The 26,819-nt window shown below is 57.3% G+C and carries 15 protein-coding genes and 3 pseudogenes; 14 read left to right on the forward strand and 4 right to left on the reverse strand.

What is annotated here, in order from left to right; translation table 11 throughout:
• Positions 1–44: 44 nt before the first annotated feature.
• From EFQ99_RS31240 to EFQ99_RS31260, 5 genes are all read left to right on the forward strand, one after another.
• Complete coding sequence (locus EFQ99_RS31240; RefSeq protein WP_126924917.1) at positions 45–2,267, forward strand: ABC transporter permease; 2,223 nt, start codon at positions 45–47, stop codon at positions 2,265–2,267.
• The gene (locus EFQ99_RS31245; RefSeq protein ID WP_126924918.1) at positions 2,264–3,325 is read left to right on the forward strand and encodes an ABC transporter ATP-binding protein; all 1,062 of its coding nucleotides are present in this window, start codon (positions 2,264–2,266) and stop codon (positions 3,323–3,325) included. Before EFQ99_RS31240 ends, EFQ99_RS31245 begins: the two co-directional genes overlap by 4 nt.
• Positions 3,326–3,671: 346 nt before the next feature.
• Positions 3,672–4,073, forward strand: a complete 402-nt coding sequence (locus tag EFQ99_RS35765) for an HAD family hydrolase (protein ID WP_245441614.1) — start codon at positions 3,672–3,674, stop codon at positions 4,071–4,073.
• Positions 4,074–4,237: 164 nt separating this feature from the next.
• Positions 4,238–5,032: an inositol monophosphatase family protein gene (locus EFQ99_RS31255; RefSeq protein ID WP_126924919.1), complete on the forward strand. Its 795-nt coding sequence runs from the start codon at positions 4,238–4,240 to the stop codon at positions 5,030–5,032.
• A 206-nt stretch (positions 5,033–5,238) separates the two neighbouring features.
• On the forward strand, positions 5,239–5,901 hold the full coding sequence (locus tag EFQ99_RS31260; protein ID WP_245441615.1) for an HAD family hydrolase: 663 nt from the start codon (positions 5,239–5,241) through the stop codon (positions 5,899–5,901).
• 946 nt (positions 5,902–6,847) lie between these two features.
• Here the strand turns inward: EFQ99_RS31260 and EFQ99_RS31270 are convergent.
• Together EFQ99_RS31270 and EFQ99_RS31275 are read right to left on the reverse strand one after the other, a co-directional pair.
• Positions 6,848–7,063: pseudogene (locus EFQ99_RS31270) on the reverse strand (PGN_0703 family putative restriction endonuclease); the annotation flags it as partial.
• A gap of 90 nt (positions 7,064–7,153) precedes the next feature.
• Positions 7,154–7,877, reverse strand: a pseudogene (locus tag EFQ99_RS31275) (DUF2726 domain-containing protein).
• A 266-nt stretch (positions 7,878–8,143) separates the two neighbouring features.
• Between EFQ99_RS31275 and EFQ99_RS31280 the strand changes: the two are divergent.
• The 6 genes from EFQ99_RS31280 (at position 8,144) to EFQ99_RS31305 (ending at position 24,189) form a co-directional block, all read left to right on the forward strand.
• Positions 8,144–9,085 (forward strand): phosphatase PAP2 family protein, encoded by a 942-nt coding sequence (locus EFQ99_RS31280; protein WP_126924921.1) that lies wholly within the window; start codon positions 8,144–8,146, stop codon positions 9,083–9,085.
• A gap of 526 nt (positions 9,086–9,611) precedes the next feature.
• On the forward strand, positions 9,612–10,184 hold the full coding sequence (locus EFQ99_RS31285) for a toxin-activating lysine-acyltransferase (protein WP_126924922.1): 573 nt from the start codon (positions 9,612–9,614) through the stop codon (positions 10,182–10,184).
• A 50-nt stretch (positions 10,185–10,234) separates the two neighbouring features.
• A complete protein-coding gene (locus EFQ99_RS31290) occupies positions 10,235–10,960 on the forward strand; it encodes a hypothetical protein (RefSeq protein ID WP_126924923.1) in 726 nt (241 codons plus the stop codon).
• 4 nt (positions 10,961–10,964) lie between these two features.
• The gene (locus EFQ99_RS36065) at positions 10,965–21,110 is read left to right on the forward strand and encodes a calcium-binding protein (protein ID WP_164736472.1); all 10,146 of its coding nucleotides are present in this window, start codon (positions 10,965–10,967) and stop codon (positions 21,108–21,110) included.
• Positions 21,111–21,127: 17 nt separating this feature from the next.
• The gene (locus tag EFQ99_RS31300; protein ID WP_126924925.1) at positions 21,128–22,882 is read left to right on the forward strand and encodes a type I secretion system permease/ATPase; all 1,755 of its coding nucleotides are present in this window, start codon (positions 21,128–21,130) and stop codon (positions 22,880–22,882) included.
• Positions 22,879–24,189 carry an HlyD family type I secretion periplasmic adaptor subunit gene (locus EFQ99_RS31305; protein WP_126924926.1) on the forward strand — a complete coding sequence of 437 codons (1,311 nt, stop codon included), beginning with the start codon at positions 22,879–22,881 and terminating at the stop codon, positions 24,187–24,189. The genes EFQ99_RS31300 and EFQ99_RS31305 overlap by 4 nt, the downstream gene beginning before the upstream one ends.
• Here the strand turns inward: EFQ99_RS31305 and EFQ99_RS31310 are convergent.
• Positions 24,176–24,754 carry a hypothetical protein gene (locus EFQ99_RS31310; RefSeq protein ID WP_126924927.1) on the reverse strand — a complete coding sequence of 193 codons (579 nt, stop codon included), beginning with the start codon at positions 24,752–24,754 and terminating at the stop codon, positions 24,176–24,178. The two genes, EFQ99_RS31305 and EFQ99_RS31310, sit on opposite strands and share 14 nt — an antisense overlap.
• A gap of 143 nt (positions 24,755–24,897) precedes the next feature.
• On the opposite strand from EFQ99_RS31310, the gene EFQ99_RS31315 reads away from it, so the two are divergent.
• Together EFQ99_RS31315 and EFQ99_RS35785 are read left to right on the forward strand one after the other, a co-directional pair.
• Positions 24,898–25,128: a helix-turn-helix domain-containing protein gene (locus EFQ99_RS31315; protein WP_208722845.1), complete on the forward strand. Its 231-nt coding sequence runs from the start codon at positions 24,898–24,900 to the stop codon at positions 25,126–25,128.
• A gap of 128 nt (positions 25,129–25,256) precedes the next feature.
• Positions 25,257–25,400, forward strand: a pseudogene (locus tag EFQ99_RS35785) (MafI family immunity protein); the annotation flags it as partial.
• A gap of 38 nt (positions 25,401–25,438) precedes the next feature.
• On the opposite strand, the gene EFQ99_RS35790 reads toward EFQ99_RS35785, so the two are convergent.
• On the reverse strand, positions 25,439–25,747 hold the full coding sequence (locus EFQ99_RS35790; protein WP_245441617.1) for a hypothetical protein: 309 nt from the start codon (positions 25,745–25,747) through the stop codon (positions 25,439–25,441).
• 484 nt (positions 25,748–26,231) lie between these two features.
• Between EFQ99_RS35790 and EFQ99_RS31325 the strand changes: the two genes are divergently transcribed.
• Positions 26,232–26,819 (forward strand): VCBS domain-containing protein (locus EFQ99_RS31325; protein ID WP_208722844.1); only part of this gene is annotated, 588 nt, incomplete at its 3' end.

Here is a 26,819-nt window from a genome sequence, read left to right on the forward strand (position 1 = left end):
CCCCGGGCGCCGCCTCCTCACACTCAAAGACAGCGAGGTTAGCCATGAGACATGGCAATCGCAGGCTGGACGTGGTCCTGATCCTGGGCGCGGTCGCATTGACCCTATTGCCCTGGTATCGGATCGAAAACGGCTTCTTCGGAGCCGGTTGGCTGGCCGGTTTCCCCCTTTCCACGGAGGCCGCCCCCGGTCTCGTGCAGATTTTCGCGCATGGCCGGCTGTGGCTTGCCGGTGCGCTCGTGCTCCTTCTCCTGGCGGTCACGGCTCGCGGCATGACGGACCCGATGCGCCGCGGCGCCGTGCTGGCCTGGACCGGCGCGATCGGTGTCCTCTTCCTCTCCCTTCAGGGCCTCGCCGTCGGCTTTTCCGGTTGGACCTGGACAGTGAGCGACACGCTCTTCGGCCCGCTCTCGAACGGCCAGCCCGCCATGGGCGCGGGTGCGGTGCTCTCCGCCATCGCCTTCGTGCTGCTCTTCGCCTTCGGCCTTGCCGAGCGCGGTGTGATGAAGGGCGATGCCTTCGTCGTCAGCGCCATCGCACTGCTCGTCTTCCTCGTCGCCGTCTTCGTCTTCTACCCGATCGGCAGCATGTTCATCGGTTCGGTGCAGGATTTCGACGGCTCGTTCAATGCGGCCAACTTCATCCGCAACATTCAGGATCCGAGCATCTGGAGCCTCAACTGCGTGATCGGTGCCGGCCGCTGCGGCGTCGCCTGGCGAACCCTCTGGCTTGCCATCATGACCGGCCTCGGCTCGACCCTGCTCGGGCTTGCCTTCGCGCTCGTCGCCACCCGCACGCGCTTTCCCTTCAAAAAGGGCCTGCGGCTGCTGACGATCCTGCCAATCATTACGCCGCCCTTCGTCATCGGTCTCGCGCTGACGCTGCTCTTCGGCCGCGCCGGCGTCGTCACCCAGGGGCTGTCGGAACTGTTCGGCATCGAGCCCGGCCGCTGGCTTTACGGCCTCACCGGCATCTGGATCGCGCAGGTGCTGTCCTTCACGCCGATCTCCTTCCTCGTGCTGATCGGCGTCGTCGAAGGCGTCAGCCCGTCGATGGAGGAGGCGTCCACGACACTGCGTGCCGACCGTTGGCGCACCTTCTGGCGGGTGTCTCTGCCGCTGATGAAGCCCGGTCTCGCCAACGCCTTCCTCATCGGCTTCATCGAAAGCATGGCTGATTTCGGCAATCCGCTTGTGCTCGGTGGCAGCCATGGCGTGCTTTCGACGGAAATCTTCTTCGCCGTGGTGGGGTCGCAGAACGATCCCTCGCGCGCTGCCGTGCTCGCCATGGTGCTGCTCGCCTTCACGCTCTCCGCCTTCCTCGCGCAGCGCGTCTGGCTGTCGGGCAAGAACTTTGCCACCGTCACCGGCAAGGGCGATAGCGGATCGCATATCGCTCTGCCGCGCGGGCTGTCGATCGGCGTTCACGCCGTCGTCATCCCGTGGATCCTCTTCACGCTCGTCATCTACGGCATGATCCTGATCGGCGGCTTCGTGAAGACCTGGGGCCTCGACAATTCGCTGACGCTCGACCACTACGTTAAGGCCTTCTCGATCGGCTTCGAAAACGGGATTGCCTGGACAGGTGTCGCCTGGAATTCGTTCTGGACGACGATGGAGATCGCGCTGATCTCCGCGCCGCTGACTGCCGCCGTCGGTCTGCTGACCGCCTATATCATCGTGCGTCAGAAATTCGCCGGCAAGAATGCCTTCGAATTCGCCCTGATGATGAGCTTTGCCATTCCCGGCACGGTCATCGGCGTCAGCTACATCATGGCCTTCAACCTGCCGCCGCTTGAGATGACGGGCTCGGCGCTGATCCTCATCGCCTGCTTCGTCTTCCGCAACATGCCGGTCGGCGTGCGCGGCGGCATTGCGGCGATGAGCCAGCTCGACAAGAGCCTGGACGAAGCCTCGCTGACGCTCCGGGCCAACAGCTTCCGCACGATCCGCAAGGTCATTCTGCCGCTATTGCGTCCTGCCATCACCGCCGCGCTCGTCTATTCCTTCGTGCGCGCCATCACCTCCATCAGCGCCGTCATCTTCCTCGTCAGCGCTGAGTACAACATGGCGACCTCCTACATCGTCGGCCTCGTCGAGAATGGCGAATACGGCGTGGCGATCGCCTATTCCTCCATGCTGATCGTCGTGATGATCACCGTCATCGCCGGCTTCCAGCTCGTCGTGGGCGAACGGCGCCTGCGCCGTGAAAACCGCGTCGCCGGCCTCGCCACCGCCACTTCCTCTCGCCAGGAGAAAATCGCATGATCAACCAGAAAGCCGGTTCCGTCGTCTTCCAGAACGTGCGCAAGACGTTTGGTGCCTTCACCGCCATTCCGGACCTCTCGCTCGCTATTGAGCCCGGCACGCTCGTTACCCTGCTTGGCCCTTCCGGCTGCGGCAAGACGACGACATTGCGCATGCTTGCCGGCCTTGAACATCCTTCGGCCGGAAAAATCCTGATCGGCGGCAAGGACGTCACCATGCTGCCGGCCAATGAACGCGATGTCTCGATGGTCTTCCAGTCCTATGCGCTGTTCCCGCATATGAATGCGCGCGACAATGTCGCCTATGGCCTGGACGCCTCCGGCCTCAGCCGCAAGGAAGCGCGCGAGAAGGCGGACGAGGGGCTGGCGCTCGTCGGTCTTGCCGGCATGGGCCATCGCCTTCCCGCCGAACTCTCCGGCGGCCAGCAGCAGCGCGTCGCCGTTGCCCGCGCGCTGGTGTTGGAGCCGCAGGTGCTGCTGCTCGATGAGCCGCTCTCCAACCTCGATGCGCGCCTGCGACGCAAGGTGCGCACGGATATCCGGGAACTCCAGCAGCGCCTCGGCTTCACGGCTGTCTATGTCACGCATGATCAGGAGGAGGCGCTTGCCGTGTCCGACCGCATCATCATCATGAAGGATGGTGAAGTCGCCCAGTCCGGCGCCCCGCGCGACCTCTACGAAGCGCCAGCTTCCGCCTTCATTGCCGATTTCATGGGGGAGGCGAACGTCATCCCCTGCGAGGTGGTCGGCATCGATGGAGCCGATGCTGAAATCCGCATAGGCGGTTTTGAGCATCGCGTGCCGGCGGGCAGGGCGACGCCGGGTGCGGCGAGCCTTGCGGTTCGTCCTGGCGCCATCGCGCTCTCCGAGGGACAAGGGCAGGGTCTTGCCGGCCGCATCCTGCATTCGGCCTATCTTGGAGATCATGTCGAGTACGAGGTCGAGACCGATGTCGGTACGCTCTTCATCGTCGACCACGCCGTCGACCGCATTCTGCCGGTCGCGTCCGACGCCACGCTGGGGTTCCGAAGTCGCGGCATCGCTCTTATCAGCACGTGAGAGCCTCTGCGGCAAAGCTCCGGGCCGGTCGGCGTTCGACGCCGGTCTATCCGGGTTGCGCCGATTGAAACCTCAAGTCGATTTCCTGCTCGCCTGAAGGAGTAAGTATGATTGATATTCTGTCGCTCGAAAGAGATTTCGAGGCTGTGATTTTTGATTGCGATGGCACACTTGTCCACACGCCGCCTATCTTTGCCGACGCATGGTCGGCCGGCTTTTCACTTTCCGGCAAAGTGATGAACCAGGCCTGGTATTTGGTGCGGGCCGGGATGTCCGAAGGGTTCTTATGGACGCCTTCGAGAGGGAATTCGACGTTGTGCTCGATCGCGAATCCGTTGTCGCCATCATGCGATCGCACTTTCTCCGGAATGTACACAATGTGCGTGAAGTTGGTGCGGTTGCTGCAACCGTTCGCCGGTTGGCCGGCTTGCTTCCCATGGTTGTTGCATCCGGCAGTTCGCGAGAAATTGTGACAGCGACGCTGCAAGCGACGGGTCTGTGGGAATATTTCGACCACGTGGTCACCATCGATGACGTGACAAATCCAAAGCCATCACCGGACCTGTTTCTGCAGGCGGCCACGTTGTTGGGAATAGAACCAGCCCGGTGTGTCGTGTTCGAAGATAGCGAACAAGGTCTTGAAGCAGCTCGACGGGCGGGGATGAGCGTTATTGATGTGAATCGTCTCGATCTCCATGAGCAGCAACGCGAGATGAAGATGGGCGACAGCTTGCAGATTAACACCTGAACATTCCGTCGGAGGCGCATTGTTCCTGCTGCGGATGTTGATGCGCGTTGCCGATGAACACCGGCAACGATTCTCCGAGTCACACTACCTGACGCACGCTAGCCTTCCGACTGCGGCACCGACCCCGTAAACAGCCAACGACCATTGCAAGGAGAACCAGCATTATGTCGCAAGAGACGGAACTTGATACACGCTTTGTCTTCGCCAAAGCGATTGCACAGGAGGCCGGCGCCATGGCGCTCGAATATTTCAACGGGCGCGACACGCTCGTGATCGAGACGAAGCGGGATTTGCAGGATGTCGTGTCGATTGCCGACCGCAACGTCGAGACGTTCATACGAGCGCGCGTGGCGGAGGCATTCGGGGCGGACGGATTTCTCGGCGAGGAATACGGTTATCAGGAAGGACACTCGGGGCTGACATGGGTGGTCGATCCGATTGACGGGACCGCGCCCTTCGTCAATGGCCTGCCGACATGGTGTGTATCGATTGCCGTTCTGCACAGCGGTGTGCCCGTGATCGGCGTGATCCACGTTCCGTGCGATGATGAACTCTACGCAGCGGCAACAGGCATGGGCGCGAGCCTGAACGGCAAGACCCTCGGCCTCGATCCATCGCGGAATTTGCAGAATGCGATGACGGGCATCGGCTGCAACAGCTATGTCACCCCGGAACGGGTAGGCGCGATTGTCTCTGCCTTGCTCGGCAAAGGCGGGAATTTCATCCGCAACGGCTCGGGCGCGCTGATGCTGGCCTACGTGGCCGCAGGCCGGCTTGTTGGCTACTATGAGCCCCACATGCGTGCCTGGGACTGCATGGCCGGCTACTGCCTCGTCAAGGAGGCCGGTGGAACCCATTTACCTTTCCCCGCTGAGGGCGAAGCCTTGCTGCAGGGCCATCCGGTGCTGGCGAGCAATCAGACAGTCTATGCGGATTTGCTGGCAATCCATACCGTTTGACCTCTCCAGCCTGCCCAACGCAGGTTCTTGGTTCGGCCCGCTCAAGGCGACTAAGTAAACATCACGCGGCAGGTTTGTTGCGTATCGCCGATAAACAGCAGCAAAGACTTTCCAAAAATCTGCCTCGCCCGAGCGTCACCATAGTGTTCCGAAATCGTAGCATCGGCCTCATGAAAAGCCAAAAACTGGAGAAATTTTAAGTGGAAATGAAATATGAATCGATCATATACGACTTTGATGGCGTAATACTGGATACCGTTGCAAAAAAGATCAATGCATTCTTAGATGTCTATCGCACAGAAGATCAGTCAAAAATCAACGAAGTTCGTGCGTATGCAGAGGCAAACGGCGGTATGTCGCGATATGAGAAGTTTAAATATTTCGAGAGTGTGATCTTCAAACGATCGCTGTCTGCCACTCGATTGGATCAGCTTTGTTCGGATTACCGCGCATCCGTTGAAATCGGGGTCGCGTCAGCACGATTTATCGAAGGGGCGCTCAATGCAATAACGACCCTCCAGGGGAGTGTCGCTCAGCACGTCGTTTCCGCCGCACCCGAAGACGAACTCGAAGTGGCGTTGATTGATCGCGGCATCAAGGGCTGTTTCAAATCCATCGCAGGCGCGCCAAAGTCCAAGCTATCCGAATTTCGCAGAATATTGCGCGAGGACGGCATCGAACCACAACGTGTACTAGCCATCGGTGACTCTCTTGCCGAATATAATGCTGCGCTGGAGTTGGGAATTCCGTTCTTAGCGATCGTTGCTGTAGATGTAAGTGACAGATTTCCAAGTAGTGTTCGGAAAGAGCCAGACTTGAGGAGTCTCATTTCCCATGTTCGCGGGACTGAGAATGACTTGTGCTATTGATAGAAAAAAGTACTCAGACAGGGGCAAATTCCTTCACACATCGCTCGTGGACAGTGTCGCCGCAGACGCAGGGCAACGAAAGTTCCATAAATACCTTTTACGCCACTGACACTGAAATAGCAGGTCAACGGTTTTAGCACGGCGAGTGTTTTCGAGGCCAGCGTCCGGTCTATTGCCGTTGTGTTCACGTTCTGTGCGAAGAAGATCGCATAATGTATCGACTGGAAGTGGCTGTGTGCCGACGATTGGAAAAATCACCAATTGCCAAACACATAGCTACTTCAGGCGAGGGATCTCCCTTTCGATTCCTTATCAAGAGCGTCGCTGTGGTCAATAGATTTTAGGCGGCCCAATATGGAACGTACCGCGCGTTGCGCCTACCTTGATCGGGATCTGCGGGCGCAATGCGATTGAGTTTGATCGATTCAGCGATGATTGCCGAAACGGCCTGATATTCCTCCGGCGGGAGTGAAAAACGCTCACGAAGTGTGGCGAGACATATTCTCCGATTTGGACTGGATCCTTGTTGTTGACCTCGAACTCTAACCACGCGCTTTCGATCGGTTCTTCAATTAGTCGATTGAGCAGAGAGCAGGGGTCGTGAATGGGCATTGTGGGTCCTCTTTTATCCCCCTTATATCAGATTCGGCCGTTCCAGAAACTCGCGGTGCGGAAAACTTCGAGTGGAAACAAGGCGATGGCACGAAGACAAAGACGCGGATTTTTATCCGCGTTTTGTTGAATTGCGTGCAAACATCCCTCCGGCAATGCAGAAACAAGCCGGTTATTTATATCCTGGTTTTATCAAAATTTTGAAACGACGCTCAGATCCATATCAATGAAAACAATTGGATAACAGCCAATTCAAGGCGCCGATTATGTCAGGCATAGACTGATAGCACACCCCGCCGTTGCTATGCGGCCGCCTCCCAGACTTGATTCAAGATACTCTTGCCGCGATGGCGTCGAAGATGCGGTCGCGATCTGTGCTCATCTTGATTGTGCCGAACACGTCGATCGCGATGGCTTGCGACGAATGTGCCTTGTGAGCCTGAACTCGATTGGTTCGGTCACGATGCCAAGGAAAGGCCTCCCAATCCTCGATGGCTCCGTTGCTCGCCGGAAACAGATTTTCGCGAACGGCCTGGAAATCATAGATCATCCCGGTTATGCCCCCACACCGTCGAGACCAGAAGATGGCGCCTTCCGATGGAAGCGGTTCGGCCAGGCCGGCACGAGAAACGTAGGCGCGTTAGCTGGCAATCGGATTGTCCACCAGCTTGTCGATCAACCACCTGAGTTCCGATGGGGTGGTATGGCCAGCCACCACTTCGTGGTAGCCGACCCCGGCGCGTCGCAGCGCCTCCTTCTTAACCGCATCGCGCGCGGCCGCAGTGCCGCGATGGTGTCCTTCGCCCTGATACTCGATGACATGCCGCGGTTGGCAATTGCTGTCCACGAGCAGTAGGTCGACCCGCTTGGAGTTGATGCAACTGTAGGCGTCCGCATCGGAGCTTCGGAGGATCTCGCCTAACGACACCTGCGCCATAACCTGCCAGGAGGAATTGCAAGCGATCACGATGCTGCCGAGCTCCCGAAACATGCGGGCTTCGCTCTTGTTCAGCAACGGCTGAATAGTGAACTGTGAGCGCATCACGATACGCAGTTGATCCACGGGTCGACTGGTTTCAATAACTCCCCAGCTGGCACCGGACGCCAAGGTCGCAAGAGGATCGCTCATTGCTGCGCCTTTTCTCGGGACGTGACCTGTTTCTCTCCCGCCGCGCCTGTTTTCTCGTCGTTGGTAGGAGCTGCTCAACGGCCATGCCGATGACGAGGCCGACAAACAGCGCGGCGATCAGCAGTTCTGGTTTATCGAAGTCCGCAACAGTTATACCACCCGACGCGCCTACTGCGGCAGCTCCTATGATCAGCCAAGGCGCCACGAACAGCACCGACCTTTGGCGATAGTGCATGCCCCTCTCCAGATTTCCCGCCAGCATAGTAGAACGCCTGCACGACCCGCGAAAAGTTAGCCAAAAGAATTAGGGTCGCAGGCGACTGGGCGCGAGGTTCAATGGCGATGGCCGGACTGAGGTCAGCCGCAACGGCCAATTAGGACCCAGGGGCAATCAGCTTCTAGAGAGGCGAAATTTGATCAGAACGGCAGCTTTGCCGAAACATGCCAACTAAACCTTAACTTGTCCACTGTAGTAAATCCCGGGAACGTTGAGGGTATTTGATGGCAGCAACAGCTACAGCACGAGCATTCCTAATATGCCTTACCACCTTTGCTTACGTGATTGTTCCAATACTGGCATGGCTCGTCGACCTGAAGGTGGATCCTACAGCCTTCATGCAGTTAAGCGCGTTCGGCCTAACTTTCCTCGTGGGCTTCGGCCTCCTCTGCCATTGGCGTAGAATCCCGTCACTGCTCTGCATTGCTGAGTGCACGGGATTGGGATTGTTATTAACGAGCCCGCTTGTGATATCCACTTACGTTGCTTTTGCCCTGAAGATGCCTTTGCAGGATCAACATCTTCTCCAGTTAGACCGCGTTCTCGGAATTGACTGGCCGCGTTTGATTTCCTTTGTCGATACACATCCACTGCTCGCAAAGTCATTGATGCTTGCATATCAAGCATTCCACTATCAGCTTTTATTCCTCCCGGTGCTGCTGAGCCTGTGCGGCGACAGGTCTCGCGCTTATCAGGTCGTCGCGACTTACGGCCTAATTTGCGTCATCGCGAGTGTCATTACCATTTGGTATCCAGCGCTTGGAACCTATACTGACTTCTCCCTACGTCCTGGGGATCTCAAAAACATCAACGGCATGCTCGGCGTCGAATACGTCCCGCAAATCATGGCAGTCAGAGATAATCCCGATTTCGTCCTACGATTGGAGCATGCAAGCGGCATCATCTCGTTTCCATCGGTTCATGCTGCGGTAGCGGTGTTGTGCAGTTGGGGCGCATGGACAGTACGGTGGGTCAAGTTTCCGATAATTCTGTTGAACATGCTAATGCTGCTATCCGCCATCACCGAAGGCGGGCACTATGTGGTCGACCTGGTTGCTGGAATTGGTGTTGCGGGCTTCAGCGTTGCATCGGTTTTGCTTATATCCCGCCACGGCAACTTTCCAATCTATCGCAGCCAATTTCGTCGAGCAGCGCAACAGACCTAGGCCGACCGGCCGATAGGGCAGCATCCGCGAACAGAAGAACCAAACGACATCAGGCCTCAACCCCAATAGCTTGGTGCCACACTCGCCACCAGGACGCGTGCTCGGAAAGCGCTTGGAGCTTGATGTCAACCGCCGGCGGAAGTACTTCGTTTCGGAACCGTAATAACGGTCCGGCCTTTCGGCCCGGAGTATTGGTTAAGATCTGAGAAAACCTAACTGCTGCCGTCGGCTTCAATCGGCAGGGCCGGCGGCTTGGAACTGGAAAATTTTAAGAACGAGCGCCAAACGCGGACGGCACCAAGGTCCGCATGCACTGAGCGGTAGACCAATACCCGAATCCTACTTCACGGTCAGGCCGCTATCGGGCAGAAAAAATTTCGCTGAATTCTTCATCTCATAAGAGCATCGCGCGGCAATTTCACTTGCAATTGTAAATTCAATTTGTAATCTCCATCGGGCAATCGCGAGCGGAGCGATTGCAACTCTGTCGGGCCATTCTGCTCGTCACCCATGGGGCTGGGGATACATGAATAACATTGCGACCGAAGTGTCGGCTAATTCAGGTCAAAACACATTATCTGAAGAAACGAAGAAGAAGCTTGCCGGAGCAAAGGCGGCGTTGCAATCGACTTTTGGGCAGGTTGTTCTTGCGATGACCTCTGTGCCGCGCTACCGCAGTCAGATGTTATCCGACCTCCATCATCTGGTAGTCGATCCTTTGATTAATGACCGTATCGCCATCGCTATGCCCAAGGCCGTCACCGGCGTTGAGCCACCTGCAATCGCCATCTGGGCGACTGTCAGCGCCGAGGCCGATGCGCGAATCTCGGAGCAGGCTAAGGCGGGGGTGTTCCCGGTCCGGCTGAAGTCGGAGGACTGGAAAAGTGGCGAGGTCGTGTGGTTGCTCGACGTGATCGCGCCCACACGTGAACTGGCAACGATGGTGCTAACGAATTTCCACCAGGTCGCCAAGCGGGGAGACATCAAGATCCACCCGATGGTCGCCCATCTGGTTGATCGTGAGGTCTTGCGAAAGTTGGCTTCCGATTCCAGTTCCGCTGAGCCGATCAGCGGCGAGATTGGCAATCTCATAAACTGACCGGTCGCTCGGCCGGCATTCTGAAACGATTTCAACTGCGCGAGACATGCATGTCGATCAGGCACCGTGCGGCTATTGTCGTGCCCGTTTTGTTATCTGCTCTTCTTTCTGGATGCGGCCTATTGGGTTTCAATACGTGGCACTGGAACCAGAAGGTGACCATTGTCGTGGAAACTCCTGCGGGAGAGCGCGTAGGGCAGTCCGTTCAGAGCATCAGTTGGTACGAGAGCCCGGCTTGGGCGCGGCTAGGTGACAGTGGTGGCTGGTTCAGCAATGAGTTGCATGGCGAAGCCGCTGTCGTTGAGGTCGCTGCGAATAAATACCTGTTTGCCCTCCTGAAAACATACGACGATCCCGCCGGCAATAAGGTCTTTCGTCCAGCGAAAGCCAATTCGCAATCCGCGACCCCCGACCGCCGGACCGAGATCAGAGCTGAAAACGATGCGATCGAGTCGTTACGGGAAACGCGGGAGATTCCGAAATCGGCCTTTCCAACGCTGGTGACTTTCGAAACACTTTCGGACCCGTCTACCGCCAGAGAAGTTAATCCGCAAAATCTCGAAAGCGAGTTCGGCAAGGGCTATCGACTCAAATCCATCCAGCTAGCCATCACGTCGGAACCGCGAACCTCTGGCAGACTACAACAGGTCCTCGGGCCAGGCTTTTTCCAAAAATGGTCCGCGCAGTTCAACGCGACGATCAAGAACGCTGCTGCTTTCAGCAAACGCCCTTTCGCATTTCGGCTAGCACAAAACGATTTTATAAATGGAGGATAGCGCAATGTCTGTTTCGCGCGAACTGATGACGGCGATCCTTTCGATGGACGCCTACAACCGCGGTTACGGTGCGGGTACTGTACTTGACCAAAATGCATCTCGAATTGGAGATGCTATCATCGATCGAGATTCTTCGATCCTCGGCGTAGACGGAGACATTCGACGCGATATTTCGGCCGGCTTCTATGGAATCGCCTACGAGTGGAATGGTGCGACAGTAATTTCCTACAGAGGCACCAACGCCGAAACCGCTGCAAATTTCGCGACCGATGCGTTGAACGGTTATTTCGTGGGGGCGGGATATCCCCAAAATAACCAAGCTTATCTTGCTGCTGATTTCTTTCAGGCTATCACTGGCACCACAAATCTGGATCCATCCTCTGCTCGTGTGCTACTAACTGGCCATTCCTTGGGCGGAGGGCTCGCCGGCTTCATCGCGTCGATTTATGGTCAGGAAGCCGTTATCTTCGACAATATGACTTTCGAGCATGCGGCGGCCACCGCCTATACTCTTGCCTCAAGCTGGGATCCGCTCTCAGGCATTGAGAATTCACTTTCCGAAATAGTCTGGGGAGACTTTTATAATGGCTACGATCCTCACCAACCGCTGATTGGTGAAAATATCGAAGCGTATGCAACTGCAAACGAGCTATTGACGCCGTTGCGGGCGCTATTCTCGCAACAGACTCCTGTTACCACACTCGACAGCCATTGGATCGAAGTCAGCGTAGCGCATCTTGTAAATTTGCATAGTCAGGCCTTGCTGATTAGCCTCGAGTTCGCAAGAGAGTCGGGTCACATTTCATGGACTTCGATCGGAGCCACGCTTTGGGCAACTCTGTTTGACCAAAAGATGGGAGCAGCGACTGGCTTCGAAAATCTCGAAGGCTCCTCCAACGCGGCTTCGAAACTTCTAACCGCCATAGCTTACTCGGCATTGGACAGCGGTTCCTCAGAGGCGGACTCAAATTACGGTTATGTGTTCGGCAACACTGCGATCAGATCGCTGTTCGACGATGCCGACGCGCTCGGTTGGCTCATTACCACCGGCAAAGCAACGGATATCGTCGAAGATGCCGTCAACGGACTGACGGAGGCGTTGGTCCAATTCGCCGGGTTGATGGCGATCCGTAAAATCAATTTCCATCAGTATCAGGACGACCCCAACGCCGCATACCATCCGGAAAAAGGCATCATCGGTCTCTTCGATAACAATGGGGCGGAAGTAACTGGCGGCGATGGCGCGCAGCTTCTGACAGTCAACGTTTCACAGGACCTGTGGGGTCTCGGCAAATCTTCAACCGAAGACAATTTCATCAACATCGTCGGCATTCAGACCATCCTGGAAAGCCTTTTCGAAAAGGGCCTCGGAGTGGTGGATGAGACGCTGATCTCGCGCGCCATGCAGGAGCTTTATAAGGATCCAAGCGCCGATGATTTTTCAATACCGAAAGCGATCGGCTCGCTTGCATTTTCGCTTTCCGACGATCCATTGGTTCAGACCCTTGGCGATACCGCAAATGGCTATGACCAGTATCATGCCGGGCTTTTCGCAGCGACGGATGGAGACGACCAGATCACCGGCAGCGACGAGAACAACATCATTGCAGGCGGCGATGGCGACGATACTCTGACGGGTCACCTCGGTCGCGACCTGCTGGTCGGCGGCAACGGGTCCGACACCTTCATCGATTCAGTGACCGTCGCGGATCACCAGAGCGGCCGACAGAACGAGAACGATGTCTATATAGGCGGCAATGAGAATGTCGGTCTTCTTACCGACTTCCTCGAATGGCTGGTCGGAGCGACCGAGACCGATACGGTACGCTATACCGTAGACAATCTGACCGAAGACAATCCTAACACCCCCGCCAACGAGAATGCCTTGCAGCAGGAGGGCGTCAGGGTCACCGACCTCAAGGTCAACCATAATTTCGGCGGCATCGAAGCACTTGAAGTCACCGTCGAGGACTTGGCGACCGGCAAGGCCGGAACTGACATTCTCGTTTCGATCGATAAGATTGAACTCTCCGACCGTGCCGACGAGCTAATTGTCGCCGATACAGCCCTCGATGCGCCCATCCTCATCGACATGGGTAAATCCGGACGTATCCAGTCCGAGCTGCCTGCCGGAGAGTCGCTCAGCCCCAACGCATTCGTCGAAAAGGTCGATGTCGTCGACTATTCGGGCCTGTCACACGGCATAAATTATCTCAACGGCGTCACGTCTGATCATGATGACGTCGCTACATTGGATAACATCTTCCAGTGGCAGGGATACAGCCAAGAACTTCTCACCATTGTGGACTATGCTGCAAAGGGTGCCCTCGGCTTCAACAACGCATTGCATGTTCAAGGCGCCGATCGCGTCAAACTCAGCGATCATGACGATGTGCTGATCAGTGCCGACTTTGGCTCGATCATCACAACCGGCGACGGCCAGGACAAGATCTGGTTCACCAACGGCATCGGTGTGACGGACCTCAGCGCTGAGGATCGCATCGCATTCGGGGGTTTCTTCACGTTGTATGGCGGCCTCAAGAATGAAGCGAACGAGGACCCTTATGCTTGGGGTCCCTATGGAATGAAGTACGGTTTGAACGCTGCTGGCGAATTGGTGATCAGCAACGCTTTCTGGCATGTGAGCAATCCAGACGGCACGCCTTCCGACGACGTCGCGACGATGTATGTCCTCAATTGGAAGGACAGGACGACCCAAGGTCCAGGCGGCGGCGAGGTGGGACCGGGTGGGATTTTCCTGGCCGAATACCATATGTACTTCCAGCGCTTCCGTGACATTTCGATCGATGAGAAGGGCCAGTATTCGGTGCTCGGCGAGGGCGCATTCGATATTCTCGGTCTGATGATCAAGACGATGACGGGCCATTATCCCTGGGGCGGACAAGACCCTCTGGTCCTGGACCTCGATGGCGATGGTATCGAACTCACGGCGCTTGATCGCTCCAAGTCCAAGCTCGACCTCGACAACGATCTCTATGCCGAGTCATCCGGTTTCGTCGGCAAGGACGACGGCATTCTCGTGCGTGATCTGAACGGTGATGGCAAAATCTCCGGTTCCAATGAGATGTTCGGCAATGCCACCACGTCTGGCCTGGCAGCGCTCGCCGCTCTCGATGGCAATCACGACGGCAAGGTCGATGCAACCGATAACGGGCTGGCAGATTTCGACGGCGACGGTACGCTAAGCGCAGCCGATACATTCTCATCGCTATTGATCTGGCAGGACTCTAACGAGAACCATCGCACCGATGTGGGCGAGTTGAAGAGCGTGACGGAGCGGGGTATCTCATCCATCAACGTAACAGCCAACCCGGCGACACCGCCACAGACGGTGAACGGGAATACCATCACCAGCACCGCCGGCTATACGATGGCCGATGGCACGGTGCGCACGATCGCCGATGTCGTGCTGCGCCTCGATAACCAAAATACCACATATGTCGGCGCTCCAATTGCGGTTTCGCAGTCTGTGCTAGATCTCGCCGATCTCAAAGGACGCGGTACGCTTGTATCCCTGCATGAGGCGATGAGCGTCCTTCCAAGCGCTGCCGCGACGGTGCGCGCTGCAGTTCAATCCCTGACGTCGCCTGTTCTTTCTGACCTTCGTGAAGTCATTCGTCCCATATTGACGGCCTGGGCGGAGGGATCCCCGGTAAAAATCGGTGGAAATATCGTCACAGGCCCCGCTGGCCTGACCGCCTATGACGACCTCGCGATCGTTCGAAAGGACGGCAATGTCGTTGACTACGCATGGGGCGTATCCTCGTCCGGGGACACCACATCTGACATTCCGGGTATCAGGATGGCGTCGGGCGTCATCGTTGCGAGCAGTGGCGGCGTGTCGGGACGAGGCGAACTTTCCGACCTCTTGTCACAGTGGACGAGCGGCAGTTCGTCGGTCGCGGTCACCACAGGGACAGAATTGCACAACGGCGTGTCGATAACCTATCTCGACTATAGTAGTGGCGACGACTATCTGCGGATCTATAACTACGGGAAAGCCGCCTGGAGCAGCAGCTTGGCCTCATCGTCGAGCCATTCCCTGGATGCCGGCATTGCCGTCGAGACCGTTGCAGGGTCGGATTTTTCGTTCTACGAACGGCTGATCGGCGAGTCGCTGCAGGCGTTCTTCGACGTGCCCGACTCGGCCGCCGCTGGCTACCAAGCCGTTGCGGCCTTCCTCGACAAGATGGACGATGCCCTCAATCTGTTCGCCGTACGCCTTGCGGTGCAAAGCGGCCCGCTTGCGCATTATTTTGACAGCATCGACTACAATGCCGGAGCGGATGGTTTCACTTCAAAGAGCGGAACGCAGATTGCCGCCGTCTTCACGGCGCTTCTCGCGGATGCCGAGCAGAGCAGCGACGCTGTGTCGTGGCTCACAGAATGGAAGCCCTTCTTCGACGTTTTCCTGTCCGATTATTCGCGTGGCTCGGCATCGCAAAAGAATACCTACGCGTTCCTCGCACAGAACATGCTCAATGCGGTCGAGCAGCATACTGGCGGAATCTCCGTCGTCGACTTTGCGCATGCCTTCGGAATGGCGCAGGATCTCTTCATCACGGGGACCGGCGAAGTCAATGGCAGCAGCCAGGACGACATCCTGATCGTTGACGGCGGTGAGACCGTCGTTCGCGGCGGTACCGGCTCCGACAACTATATCATCGGCAAGAGTTTCGGCTCGACCGAGATCTTCGATGACGATGGCATCGGCGGCAGCGTCGACACGATCCGTTTTTCTGCTCACAATGCCGGCGACATCATTGCTTCGCGTGATGGCATCGACCTGATTCTGACTGACAAGGTCACCGGCGCCGTTTTGCGCATCACGAACGAGTTCGAGGGACGTTGGCCGGGATTGACGGTGAGTGACGTGTCCCACGACTTCGGAATCAATCAGATCGTGTTCAAGGACGGCAGCGTCTGGACGAAGGTCGATATCGCCGAAGCCGTCTCGAAGATTGACGATGCCTCTACCCATATTGTCGGTACTGCCGACATCGACGTCCTGCAGGGTGGCAAGGGAGACGATCTGCTGGAAGGTGGTGGCGACACCGATATCTACCGCTTCGGTCGTGGCGACGGCCAGGATACGATCAACGACTTCGAGCCCAACGCCTTCCGCAATGATCAGGACATGCTCCAGTTCCTGACGGGCATTCGTAACACCGATCTGATCTTCCAGCGCGATGGTGCATCGAGCGATCTTGTCATCCGCTTCAAGGACAATCCGCTCGACAAGATCACGATCCAAGGGCAATTCGCTGCCACCTATACCGGTCCTTATGGCACCTGGTACATGAACCGCATCGATCTCTTTACCTTCGACAATGGGACGAGCCTCACGAGCGATCAGGTCGCGAGCATTGTTTTGCAGGCAAACTCGACCGATGGAAACGACCAGCTCTATGGCATGGAGCGCGAAGATATCCTGAGAGCCGGCAAGGGTGACGACTTCATTTCCGGCGGCAATCAGAACGATATTTACCTTTATGCGTTGGGCGACGGTCACGATGTCATTCAGGACCGGATGACGAACATCCTGTCGGGAACCGATGATATCCTGCGCTTCGGAGCCGGCATCGGCCGAGAAGATATAACCTTCGGCAGGGTTGATGGCGATCGAAACTCCATCATCATCTATGTCAACGGCGGTGAAGGCAGCATCACGCTGCGTAACGAATTCTCCTATGCCGCGTCCGGAGTATTTGGCGACATCTTCTTCGATCGCATCGAACAGATCGATTTCGCATCGGGTGATCAAAGCATTGCCTGGTATCAGATCGCCACAACTCTTATCGCCGCGGCAAAGACAGATGGCGTCGATGTCATAGAGGGGTTCAATCTCGATGACGTCCTCGACGGCGGAGCCGGGGACGATACGCTCTACGGCTATGACGGCAACGATACCTATGTCTGGGGTCGCGGCTACGGCAATGACACGATCCAGGAGCGGGGCGCCGGCGCACTTAGCGGCGGCGATTACGACAAGATCGTTTTCAACGATCACGTTGTTGCTTCCGATATTCAGCTCGTTCGAGACGCAGCCGGCAGCGATCTCGTTATAAAGCTGCGGGATACCGGCGAAACCCTCACCTTGCTCGGACAATTCTCATACAACGCGATCAATTACCGGCCGGATCAGGTCGACGAGATCCATTTTTCGGATGGCGTCATCTGGAACGCCGCCGATATTCGCAATCAATATCTGCTTTCGATGAAAACGGCGGGTGACGACACCATCTACGGGTTTTGGACAAACGACACGCTGGATGGAGGAGCAGGCAACGACTACCTGGCAGGTGGCGATGGCGACGACACCTATTTGTTCGGCTATGGCGACGGACAGGACATCATCCAGGAGAGCTATGGCATTGTGCTCTATTCCGATAACGACACGGTTCGGTTCAAGAGCAATGTCGACGTCGATGACGTCACATTCCATCGCGTGGGCGACTACGACCTGCTGATAACGCTTGCCGGATCAAACGACTCGCTTCTCATTCGGAACGAATACGATATCGCCGTCTGGGACATGAATGATGTCGAACAGTTTGTTTTCGCTGACGGCACGATCCTGTCGAAGTTTGACCTCATCAATCGGTTTGTCGCCGACCAGGTGACCGAGGGTGATGACACGATCACGGCTTTTGATTTCGACGAGGTCATCACTGCAGGTGCGGGAGCAGACACGATCGATGGCCGTGGTGGTAACGACGTGATCACCGGAGGTCTCGGCGACGACAACATTCGCGGGGGCGGAGGCAACGATACGTTCTACTACGGTCGCGGTGATGGCAACGACGTCGTCACCGATGTGTTCTACAATGGGACCGACGATCGTCTCATCTTCACTGATATTCTTCCGTCCGACGTACGGCTCGAGCGAAGCGGCAATGATCTGCGCATCGTTATCGGAAGCGCCGGCTCGGGTACTGCCGAAGGCTCCGTCTTGTTGAAGGACGAATTTGCCATCGACATCTGGCGCAGCACAGGGGTCGAGGAGATCCGCTTTGCCGATGGAACGATATGGAAAAACTACGATATTGGGACGATCTTGCTCTCACAACAAGCAACGGCCGGCGCAGATACCCTAAATGGAACAGACTTTGAGGACGGCATTACCGGCGGACGTGGAAATGACTTGTTGATCGGCGGAGGAGGGAATGACACCTACTATTACAGCCGGGGTGATGGCAACGACACCATTCAGGAAAGCTATTATCAGGGCAATGGCGACAGACTGGTCTTCCTTGACGTCAACCCGGCGGAGGTCAGTCTCCTTCGAAATGGAAACGATGTGACACTCGTAATCGCGGAAAGCACCCCAGGTGCAGGCGATGGGGCGTCAATCCTGCTGAAGGAGACCCTGGACGACTTCTACGGAACCGGGCTCGACAAGATTGTCTTCGCCAACGGCACCACTTGGACACGCTCCACCCTGCAAACCATTCTGGTGGACCATGCAGGGACAGCGAACAACGACTCGATCACCGGATCTAATTCAGCGGATGTGATCAATGCCATGGCAGGCGCTGACACAGTTGATGGCGGCGATGGCAACGATCTCATCACAGGCGGTAAAGGGAATGATACTCTCGTCGGTGGCGGCGGAAACGACGTTTTCTATTATAGCCGCGGTGACGGAAACGATATCGTTCGGGAATACTATTACAATGGAGGAGCTGATAGGCTCGTTTTCACCGACCTGAATGTCTCCGACCTCCAGTTTTCGAGAAGCGGCAACGATCTTACGATCATTGTCGGCGGCGATACGCCAGACATCGCCGATGATGGTCGCATTGTATTGCCTGACGAATTCAATATCGACATCTGGGCGACGACGGGCGTCGAACAGTTCGGTTTTGCGGACGGAACGGTGCTCAGCAATGCCGGCATTGCCTCCATCATTCTTTCGGGAATGATCACTGCCGGCAATGACGATATCCTTGGCTTTGTCTTCAACGAAACTATCGAGGCCGGAGCTGGCGACGATACAGTCAACGCCGGTGATGGCAATGATCTCATCGCTGGCGGAAAAGGCAATGATACTCTCGTCGGCGGTGGTGGGAACGACGTTTTCTACTATAGCCGCGGCGACGGGAACGATGTCGTTCGTGAATATTATTACAATGGAGGAGCGGACCGGCTTGTATTTACCGACCTCAATGTTTCCAACCTCCGCTTTTCGAGGAGCGGCAACGATCTAACGATTATTGTCGGCGGCGATACGCCAGACATCGCCGATGATGGCCGCATTGTCTTGACCGACGAGTTCAATATCGACATCTGGGCGACGACGGGCGTCGAACAGTTCAGCTTCGCGGACGGAACTGTGCTCAGCAACGCTGATATTGCACGTATCGTTCTCGCCGGCATGGTCACACCGGGCGACGACAACATTGTCGGCTTTGTCTTCGATGACACAATTTCGGCGGGAGACGGCAACGATACCGTGGACGCTGCGGGCGGGAATGACCTCATCATTGGTGGCAAAGGAAATGACATCCTTGTCGGCGGAGATGGCAACGACTCGATAACCGGCGGGATCGGCAATGACACAATCGTCGGCAGCTACGGCAATGACACGATCTACTATGCCCACGGCGACGGTAGCGACACCATCACGGAATCGGGTGAATGGGACGCCGATGACCGGCTCGTGTTGTCCGGGATCAACGCCGCCGACGTGACGCTGGTGCGCAATGGCAACGACGTGACGCTTGTCGTCGCCGAGAGTGCGGCGGGCGTGGGCGATGGCGGCAGCATCCTGCTCAAGGGCAACCTCAATGAGTACTATCAGAGCGGCCTTGAGAAAGTCGTCTTCGCCGATGGCACGACATGGACGCGTGACACGCTCCGGGCGACGCTGCTGGCGCAGGCATCGACGTCGGGCGATGATCTGATCACCGGCTTCAGCGCGGCCGATGCCATCAATGCCGGAGCTGGCAACGACACGATCAATTCCGGGGATAGCAACGACTTGATCACCGGCGGGATCGGCAATGACACGATCGTCAGCAGCTACGGCAATGACACGATCTACTACGCCCGCGGCGACGGTAGCGACACCATCACGGAATCGGGTGAATGGGACGCCGATGACCGGCTCGTGTTGTCCGGGATCAATGCCGCCGACGTGACGCTGGTGCGCAATGGCAACGACGTGATGCTTGTCGTTGCCGAGAGTGCGGCGGGAGCGGGCGACAGCGGCAGTATCCTGCTCAAGGGCAACCTAAACGAATACTACCAGAGCGGCATCGAGAAGGTCGTTTTCGCCGATGATACCACGTGGACGCGTGACACGCTCCGGGCGACGCTGCTGGCACAGGGATCGACGTCGGGCGACGATATGATCACTGACTTTAGCGCGGCCGATACCATCAATGCCGGAGCTGGCAACGACACGATCAATTCCGGGGATGGCAATGACAGGATCGCTGGCGGGACCGGTAACGACACCATCGCCAGCGGTGGTGGCAACGACACGATCTATTATTCCCGCGGCGACGGCAACGACACGATCACAGAGTCGGGCTACTGGGATCCCGACGACCAACTGGTGTTGTCCGGCATCAACCCCACCGACGTGACGCTGGTGCGCAACGGCAACGACGTGACGTTGGTGATTGCCGAGAGCGTGACAGGGGCGGGCGACGGCGGTAGCATCCTGCTCAAGGGCAATCTCAACGAATATTATCAGACTGGCCTTGAGAAAGTCGTCTTCGCCGATGGTACCGTATGGGGCAGAGCTGATTTAAGGTCCAATATTTCCTATGTCGGCGGCACCTCAGGTAACGACACCGTTACTGGGACAACCGGTGCGGACAACATCCACGCAGGGATGGGCGACGATACACTTATCGGCTTGGCTGGAGATGATGCGTTCGTATTCAGGCCGGGCTTCGGCCACGACACGATAAATGACTTCGTGGCGGGAGCGCAGAGCGTCGATATCATCGACCTCAGCAACGACCTCTTTGCAGACTTTGCATCCGTGATGGCAGCCGCCACCCAAGTCGGAGCAGACACAGTGATCGCTCATGACTCCAACACGTCGATCACGTTGAAGAACGTCGCGCTGACAAGCCTGCATCAGGACGATTTCCGCTTCACGGCCGCGGCGTGACAAATGAGGAAATCGTCTTGAACAAGGCTGCAGAACAGCCGTCACAAGTGTTTCTTGTGGCGGTCCTCTCGTCGCTTCGAAAGGCCTTTCTCGGAGTCGGCGTGACAAGCTGTGTCATCAATATTTTGGCATTGACCGGCTCATTCTTCATGCTTCAGGTCTACGATCGGGTCATCCCCGGACGGAGCCTGCCGACATTGGTGGGACTCGTGGTCATCGCGGCAACGCTGTTCGTCTTCCAGGGCATCCTGGAACTGATCAGATCGTTGCTGCTCGTCAGGGTAGGCACTGCGGTCGACGAACGTTTCGGTGACCGTGTCTACGGTTCTCTGGTTCTGTTGCCTTCCCGGATGCAGATGCCAGGCGATGGACTGCAATGCGTGCGCGATCTCGATACCGTGCGCGGCTTTCTGTCGGGACCGGGGCCGACGGCCCTGTTCGACATGCCGTGGATGCCCTTCTATCTGTTCCTTTGTTTCCTCTTCCACTTTTGGATCGGGGTGACTGCGCTCGCAGGCGCACTGATGCTTATCGGCTTGACGGCGCTAACCGAATTCCGGTCGCGCAAGCCGGCAAAGGAGGCAGCCAAGCTTGCCGCTGAGCGCATCGCTCTTGCCGAAGCGACCAAACGAAACTCGGAGGCCGTTCTCGCCATGGGCTTCAGCCATTTCATCGGCGAGCGGTGGACGGAGCTTAACCGGCGATATCTGGCAAATCATGTTGCCGCCAGCACCGTCACGGGCGGCCTGGCGACAGCTTCGAAAATCCTGCGCATGATGTTGCAGTCCGGTGTTCTCGCCGTCGGCGCCTTACTGGTAATTCGGCAGGAGGCAACCGGGGGCATTATGATCGCGAGCTCCATCCTGGTGAGCCGTGCACTTGCACCGGTCGAGCTTGCGATTGGTCAATGGAAAGGCTTCGTGGCCGCTCGGCAAAGCTGGGCGCGCCTCACGAAGCTGATGATGCTGATGTCCTCGGAGCAGCGCGAAGTCACTCTACCGGCGCCGCGGGAAAGCCTGACCGTCGAGAACCTGCAGATCGCCGCTCCCGGTGGCCGCAGCCCTATTGTCCGCGGCGTCTCTTTCAAGGTTTTGGCAGGCGAGGCGGTTGGAGTGATCGGTCCAAGCGCATCGGGCAAGTCGACGCTCGCCCGTGCCGTCACGGGCCTTTGGCTGCCACTGGGTGGAGCAGTGAAGCTCGACCACGCATTGCTGGCGCAATGGGATCCGCGCGAACTCGGTCGCTACCTCGGCTACCTGCCGCAGGATGTCTCGCTCTTCGAAGGCTCGATCGCTCAAAATATAGCGCGCTTCGATACGGACGCTGGGTCAGAGGCGATCATTGCCGCGGCGCGGGCAGCTGGCGTCTATGACATGATTGTGCAGTTTCCCGATGGATTTGACACGAAGATCGGAGAGCATGGATCGGCGCTCTCGGCTGGCCAGCGCCAGCGCATCGCCCTTGCTCGGGCGCTCTATGGCGATCCTTTCCTGGTTGTTCTCGACGAGCCGAACTCCAATCTCGACGCCGACGGTGAAGCGGCGCTGACGAAAGCAATCTCCGGCGTTCGCTCGAGAGGAGGGATCGCGATCGTGATCGCGCATCGGCCGAGCGCTCTCGTGGCAGTCGATAAGGTCTTGGTCATGGGCAATGGCCAGATGCAGGCTTTCGGTCCGAAGGATGAGGTGCTCAACAAGACAACGATGAGGTCGGCAAAGGCAGCGCCGCAATCAATGCGTCTGCTGATTGGCGGCGAGGAGACGGGATCTTGAGCGACAGAGGAGCGCCGTCGGCGGAGCGCGCCATCCGCAAGCTGACAGCTGCTGCCCTCGGCACCGTCCTGCTTCTCGGCGGCGTCATGGGAGGTCTTGCCGCCACCACACGTCTCTCGGGTGCTGTCATTGCAGCAGGAACGGTGGTTGTCGACAGCTATGTGAAGCCGGTCCAGCACCAGAAAGGTGGAACGGTCGGCCAAATCTTCGTCAAGAATGGCGATGTTGTAGACGCCGGTCAGGTCCTTATCCATCTCGACGACACGCAAACGCGCGCCAATCTCGCCATCGTCAGAAAACGTCTCGACGAGCTTTCAGCCAGAACAGCACGGCTTGAAGCGGAGCGTGATGGGGTGGAGGCGATCGCATTTACGAAGGAGTTTCTGGCAAAAGCGAACGACCCAGAAGTCAGCCGCTCGATCGAAGGCGAGAAGCGGCTCTTCGCCGACAGGAAGTCCTCGCGCAGGAGCCGCAAGGCGCAGTTGAACGAGCGAATTGAGCAGCTCAAACAAGAGACGGAAGGCCTCGTCGCGCAGGAAACCGGCAAACGGCAGGAAATCGGACTCATCGAGAAGGAGCTGGAAAGCCTGCAGCGCCTCTTCGAACAGGGATTGGTTCCAGCCAACAGGATTTTTGCCTTGCAGCGAGAGGCGGCGAGCCTCACAGGCGAGCTAGGCAGCCTGGTTGCCACAGAGGCACAGACGAAGGGAAAGATCACCGAGACCGAGCTGCAGATTATCCAGATCGATGATGACCAACGCAGCGAAGTCTCGGAGCAGCTTCGTCAAGCCGAGGGCGACGTGGGGGAGTTTACCGAGCGGCTGGTGGCTGCCGAGGATGACTTGCAACGCGTCGATATTCGTGCGCCACAGGTTGGCGTCGTGCATCAGCTTGCCGTTCACGCTCCCGGCGCCGTCGTCGCTCCGGGAGAAGCGATCATGCAGATTGTTCCGGATCGTGACGCACTCGTCGCGGAGGTCAAGCTTTCGCCAAGCGATATCGACCAGGTCAGCATCGGCCAGGCGGTGAATCTGCGGTTTTCCGCCTTCAGCCAGCGCAACACGCCGGAGCTCAACGGCATTGTGACCGGTGTCGCGGCGGACCTCACGGCGGACCAACGATCGGGCCTCAGCTACTACGTCGTCCGAGCCGAGGTTTCCGACGGCGAGTGGCAAAGGCTTGGTAACGTCACGCCTGTTCCCGGCATGCCGGTCGAAGCCTTCATACAGACAGGTGAGCGGACTGCTCTGGCTTATCTGACGAAACCCTTCATGGATCAGGTCGCGCGGGCCTTCAAGGAAGAATAGGAAGCAGCGCTCCTTGCATTGCCGTGACCTGACGACGTGCGCTATCGCCCGACGATTTTTGGGTGTCGATCTTTAGCAAATCAGCGATGATCGAACGGAGCTGTGGCCAAGGATGCTCATCGTTTGAGGCGGCTGGTTGCCATTTGGTCAGCGTGGCATGGAGCTTCGCGATCGCGCCGACGATCGATTCCGCTGGCGTATTCCATAGCATTTCTGCCACGTCGTCCTCCATGGCGGCCGCGCGTTCTTCGTCCTGGATCGCCTCGCTGTATCCAATCTGCTGGTCGGCCGCCTTCCAGGCCTCGGGCGCATCGGATGGCCTACCAACCATCGCGAATAGTCTCTTTTCGAGCCCTTGCTGCCGTAGGCATGATTCGATCAGCCGCTGGCGAGCCACGCACCATTGACGCCAAATGGTAAGGGCGCGATCGTCATTCCGGACATCCAACGGCGCTGTAAGCCGTGCCGCAACCTCGGGATTTGTGGGAAAAGACGCCACCACGAAGGAATGGAGGTCACCCTGCGTGACCGTAGTTAAAGTTCTGCTATTGTCGGAATCAGCCATGATCCGAGCTCCGGTAAACTTAGTTGTGGTCAGTCTACGTACGGTCGAGCGGGCCGCGCATGGGCAACCAAGTAATTCGTAACAGGGATACGATAAATACGAATGTCGTACACTGCAATACAGAATCGTATCGGCATTACGAAATGACGCCGATCCAGTGTAAAATGGCGCGTGTAGCATTGGACTGGGGAACGCGCGATCTCGCCGCGAAGGCCGGCGTTTCGCCTGACACCATCGCGCGCTTTGAGCGGGGCGAGCAGCTTAAGTCCGCGACGGTTGCGACAATCCAAGCTGCTTTTCATGCCGGAGGAATAGAGTTCATTCCTGAAAACGGCGGCGGAGTTGGTGTTCGTTTCAAGAAGCCTGCGTCGTAGACCATCAAAGGCACAATCGCCCTTGACATCCTCCAGGCGATCAGTCGCATGAGAGCTTCCTTCGCCTGTACGGAAAAGCCGATGGTCCAGCGACGGAGCCTTGGGCTACCCACAGTATTGAGGCTCATATGAACATTGAGAATCGCCTGACAGAATTGATCCGTGATTTCGGCGGACGGTTACCGGACGAGTATATTCGCGAATATATATCTCTGGCGGAGCATAATGAGTGTGCAGTCGCGTTGGAGAATCTATGCACGCAGTTATACGAATATGACGTGGTGCCAACGCTTCGGGAACTGACAGCGATTCAAGAGCTGTCCGATGCGTTGCGCCTAGGAAAGGAGACTTGGGAGGTCGCGCCGACGATCGATTCCGCTGGCATATTCCAAAGCATTTCGGCCACATCGTCCTCCATGGCGGCCGCGCGTTCTTCGTCCTGGACCGCCTCGCTGTAGCCAATCTGCTGGTCGGCCGCCTTCCAGGCTTCGGGCGCATCGGATGGGCTACCAACCATAACGAACAGTCTCTTTTCGAGAACTTGCTGCCGCAGGCATAATTCGATCAGCCGATGGCGAGCCGCGCACCATCGAGCGCGTGAATAGTGCTCATCAGCCATTCTCAATCAGCGCGAAGCCGATTGCGGCGGTGAGATAGCCCTAGCAGCTTGAACAGGAGAATGCCGGCTCCTTGCTAGCCACAATCGCCGGTGGCGATTGTCGACCAGTGCCTTGGCACGGTCGCCTTGTGGTACTGCCCCTCGGTCAAATGACATTCGATCCGGCGGTGCCGGGTCCGCCAGGTTCGTGTGCGGTGACCGCTGACAGGAGCGCGCCGCCGGCAGCTGGGTTTCGCGCTGACAACAGGCCCCTCTCGTACCGAGTGAGGGGAGAAGTTTACCATCGCAAGAAAATCATCTTCCATTTCACAGTATATATGTTAACTCTTTATTAGGAGTGGGGAGTATTCCGGTTATGATTTAAGAACAATGGACGGTTGTTTCGGCAATTTCGGAACCACAGCGCGTTCCTGCGTGCCGTCCTGGTCTGAATACTCTTGAATCAGCTTCGGGTTACTTGTTTTGTGTTATGGGGGGTAATTTAATGGCTACGCAAAGCACCGGCGGCGGCAGCACGACTTCTTTCTCCAATACGCCGCAGGCGAAGGATGACTCTTACATCTGGACAGAAGACCAACTGCTCAGTCTCCAGCTCTACAATGCGGCCACTAAAACCATAACCCTTGACGTGATGTCGAATGATCTTGGTGGGAATGCCAAATCCCTCTTCTCGGTCGATGACGGAGATGGCAATCCAATTACTGCTGACTATGAGCTTCTTGCGAAAGACGTCGGAGCGAATGGGGCATCTGCCTGGGAGACGACCCTGCTCGGCAATTGGGTCAGGATCAACAACGGAAAGATTGAATTCCGTATTAGCGATGGAAGTGGCGTCGCGGGCTCGGGAGCGGATATCAACACACTGTCTGCCGGTGAAATCCTCAAAGATAGTTTCGTCTACGCGATACGGCTCGGCAATGGCACGCTGAGCGAGGCGAATGTCTCGATCTCGCTCACCGGCGCCAACGATGCGGCTTCGATCGTCGTCGATGCGACGGTCACCGACGACCGGGCGACGGTCGAGGCGGGTGCGGCCGGCAGCGGCGATGCGAGTGCCTCCGGCAAGCTGACG

Source organism: Rhizobium vallis (genome assembly GCF_003985155.1).
GTDB lineage: Bacteria > Pseudomonadota > Alphaproteobacteria > Rhizobiales > Rhizobiaceae > Rhizobium > Rhizobium vallis.

What these genes read in the sequence shown, in the direction of transcription:
- EFQ99_RS31285 (WP_126924922.1), top strand. Translation starts at nt 9,612, where the DNA reads ATGAATAACATTGCGACCGAAGTGTCGGCTAATTCAGGTCAAAACACA.
- EFQ99_RS31315 (WP_208722845.1), top strand. Translation starts at nt 24,898, where the DNA reads ATGACGCCGATCCAGTGTAAAATGGCGCGTGTAGCATTGGACTGGGGA.
- EFQ99_RS35765 (WP_245441614.1), top strand. Translation starts at nt 3,672, where the DNA reads ATGCGATCGCACTTTCTCCGGAATGTACACAATGTGCGTGAAGTTGGT.
- EFQ99_RS31280 (WP_126924921.1), top strand. Translation starts at nt 8,144, where the DNA reads ATGGCAGCAACAGCTACAGCACGAGCATTCCTAATATGCCTTACCACC.
- EFQ99_RS35790 (WP_245441617.1), bottom strand. Translation starts at nt 25,747, where the DNA reads ATGGCTGATGAGCACTATTCACGCGCTCGATGGTGCGCGGCTCGCCAT.
- EFQ99_RS31260 (WP_245441615.1), top strand. Translation starts at nt 5,239, where the DNA reads ATGAAATATGAATCGATCATATACGACTTTGATGGCGTAATACTGGAT.
- EFQ99_RS36065 (WP_164736472.1), top strand. Translation starts at nt 10,965, where the DNA reads ATGTCTGTTTCGCGCGAACTGATGACGGCGATCCTTTCGATGGACGCC.
- EFQ99_RS31240 (WP_126924917.1), top strand. Translation starts at nt 45, where the DNA reads ATGAGACATGGCAATCGCAGGCTGGACGTGGTCCTGATCCTGGGCGCG.
- EFQ99_RS31245 (WP_126924918.1), top strand. Translation starts at nt 2,264, where the DNA reads ATGATCAACCAGAAAGCCGGTTCCGTCGTCTTCCAGAACGTGCGCAAG.
- EFQ99_RS31290 (WP_126924923.1), top strand. Translation starts at nt 10,235, where the DNA reads ATGTCGATCAGGCACCGTGCGGCTATTGTCGTGCCCGTTTTGTTATCT.
- EFQ99_RS31310 (WP_126924927.1), bottom strand. Translation starts at nt 24,754, where the DNA reads ATGGCTGATTCCGACAATAGCAGAACTTTAACTACGGTCACGCAGGGT.
- EFQ99_RS31255 (WP_126924919.1), top strand. Translation starts at nt 4,238, where the DNA reads ATGTCGCAAGAGACGGAACTTGATACACGCTTTGTCTTCGCCAAAGCG.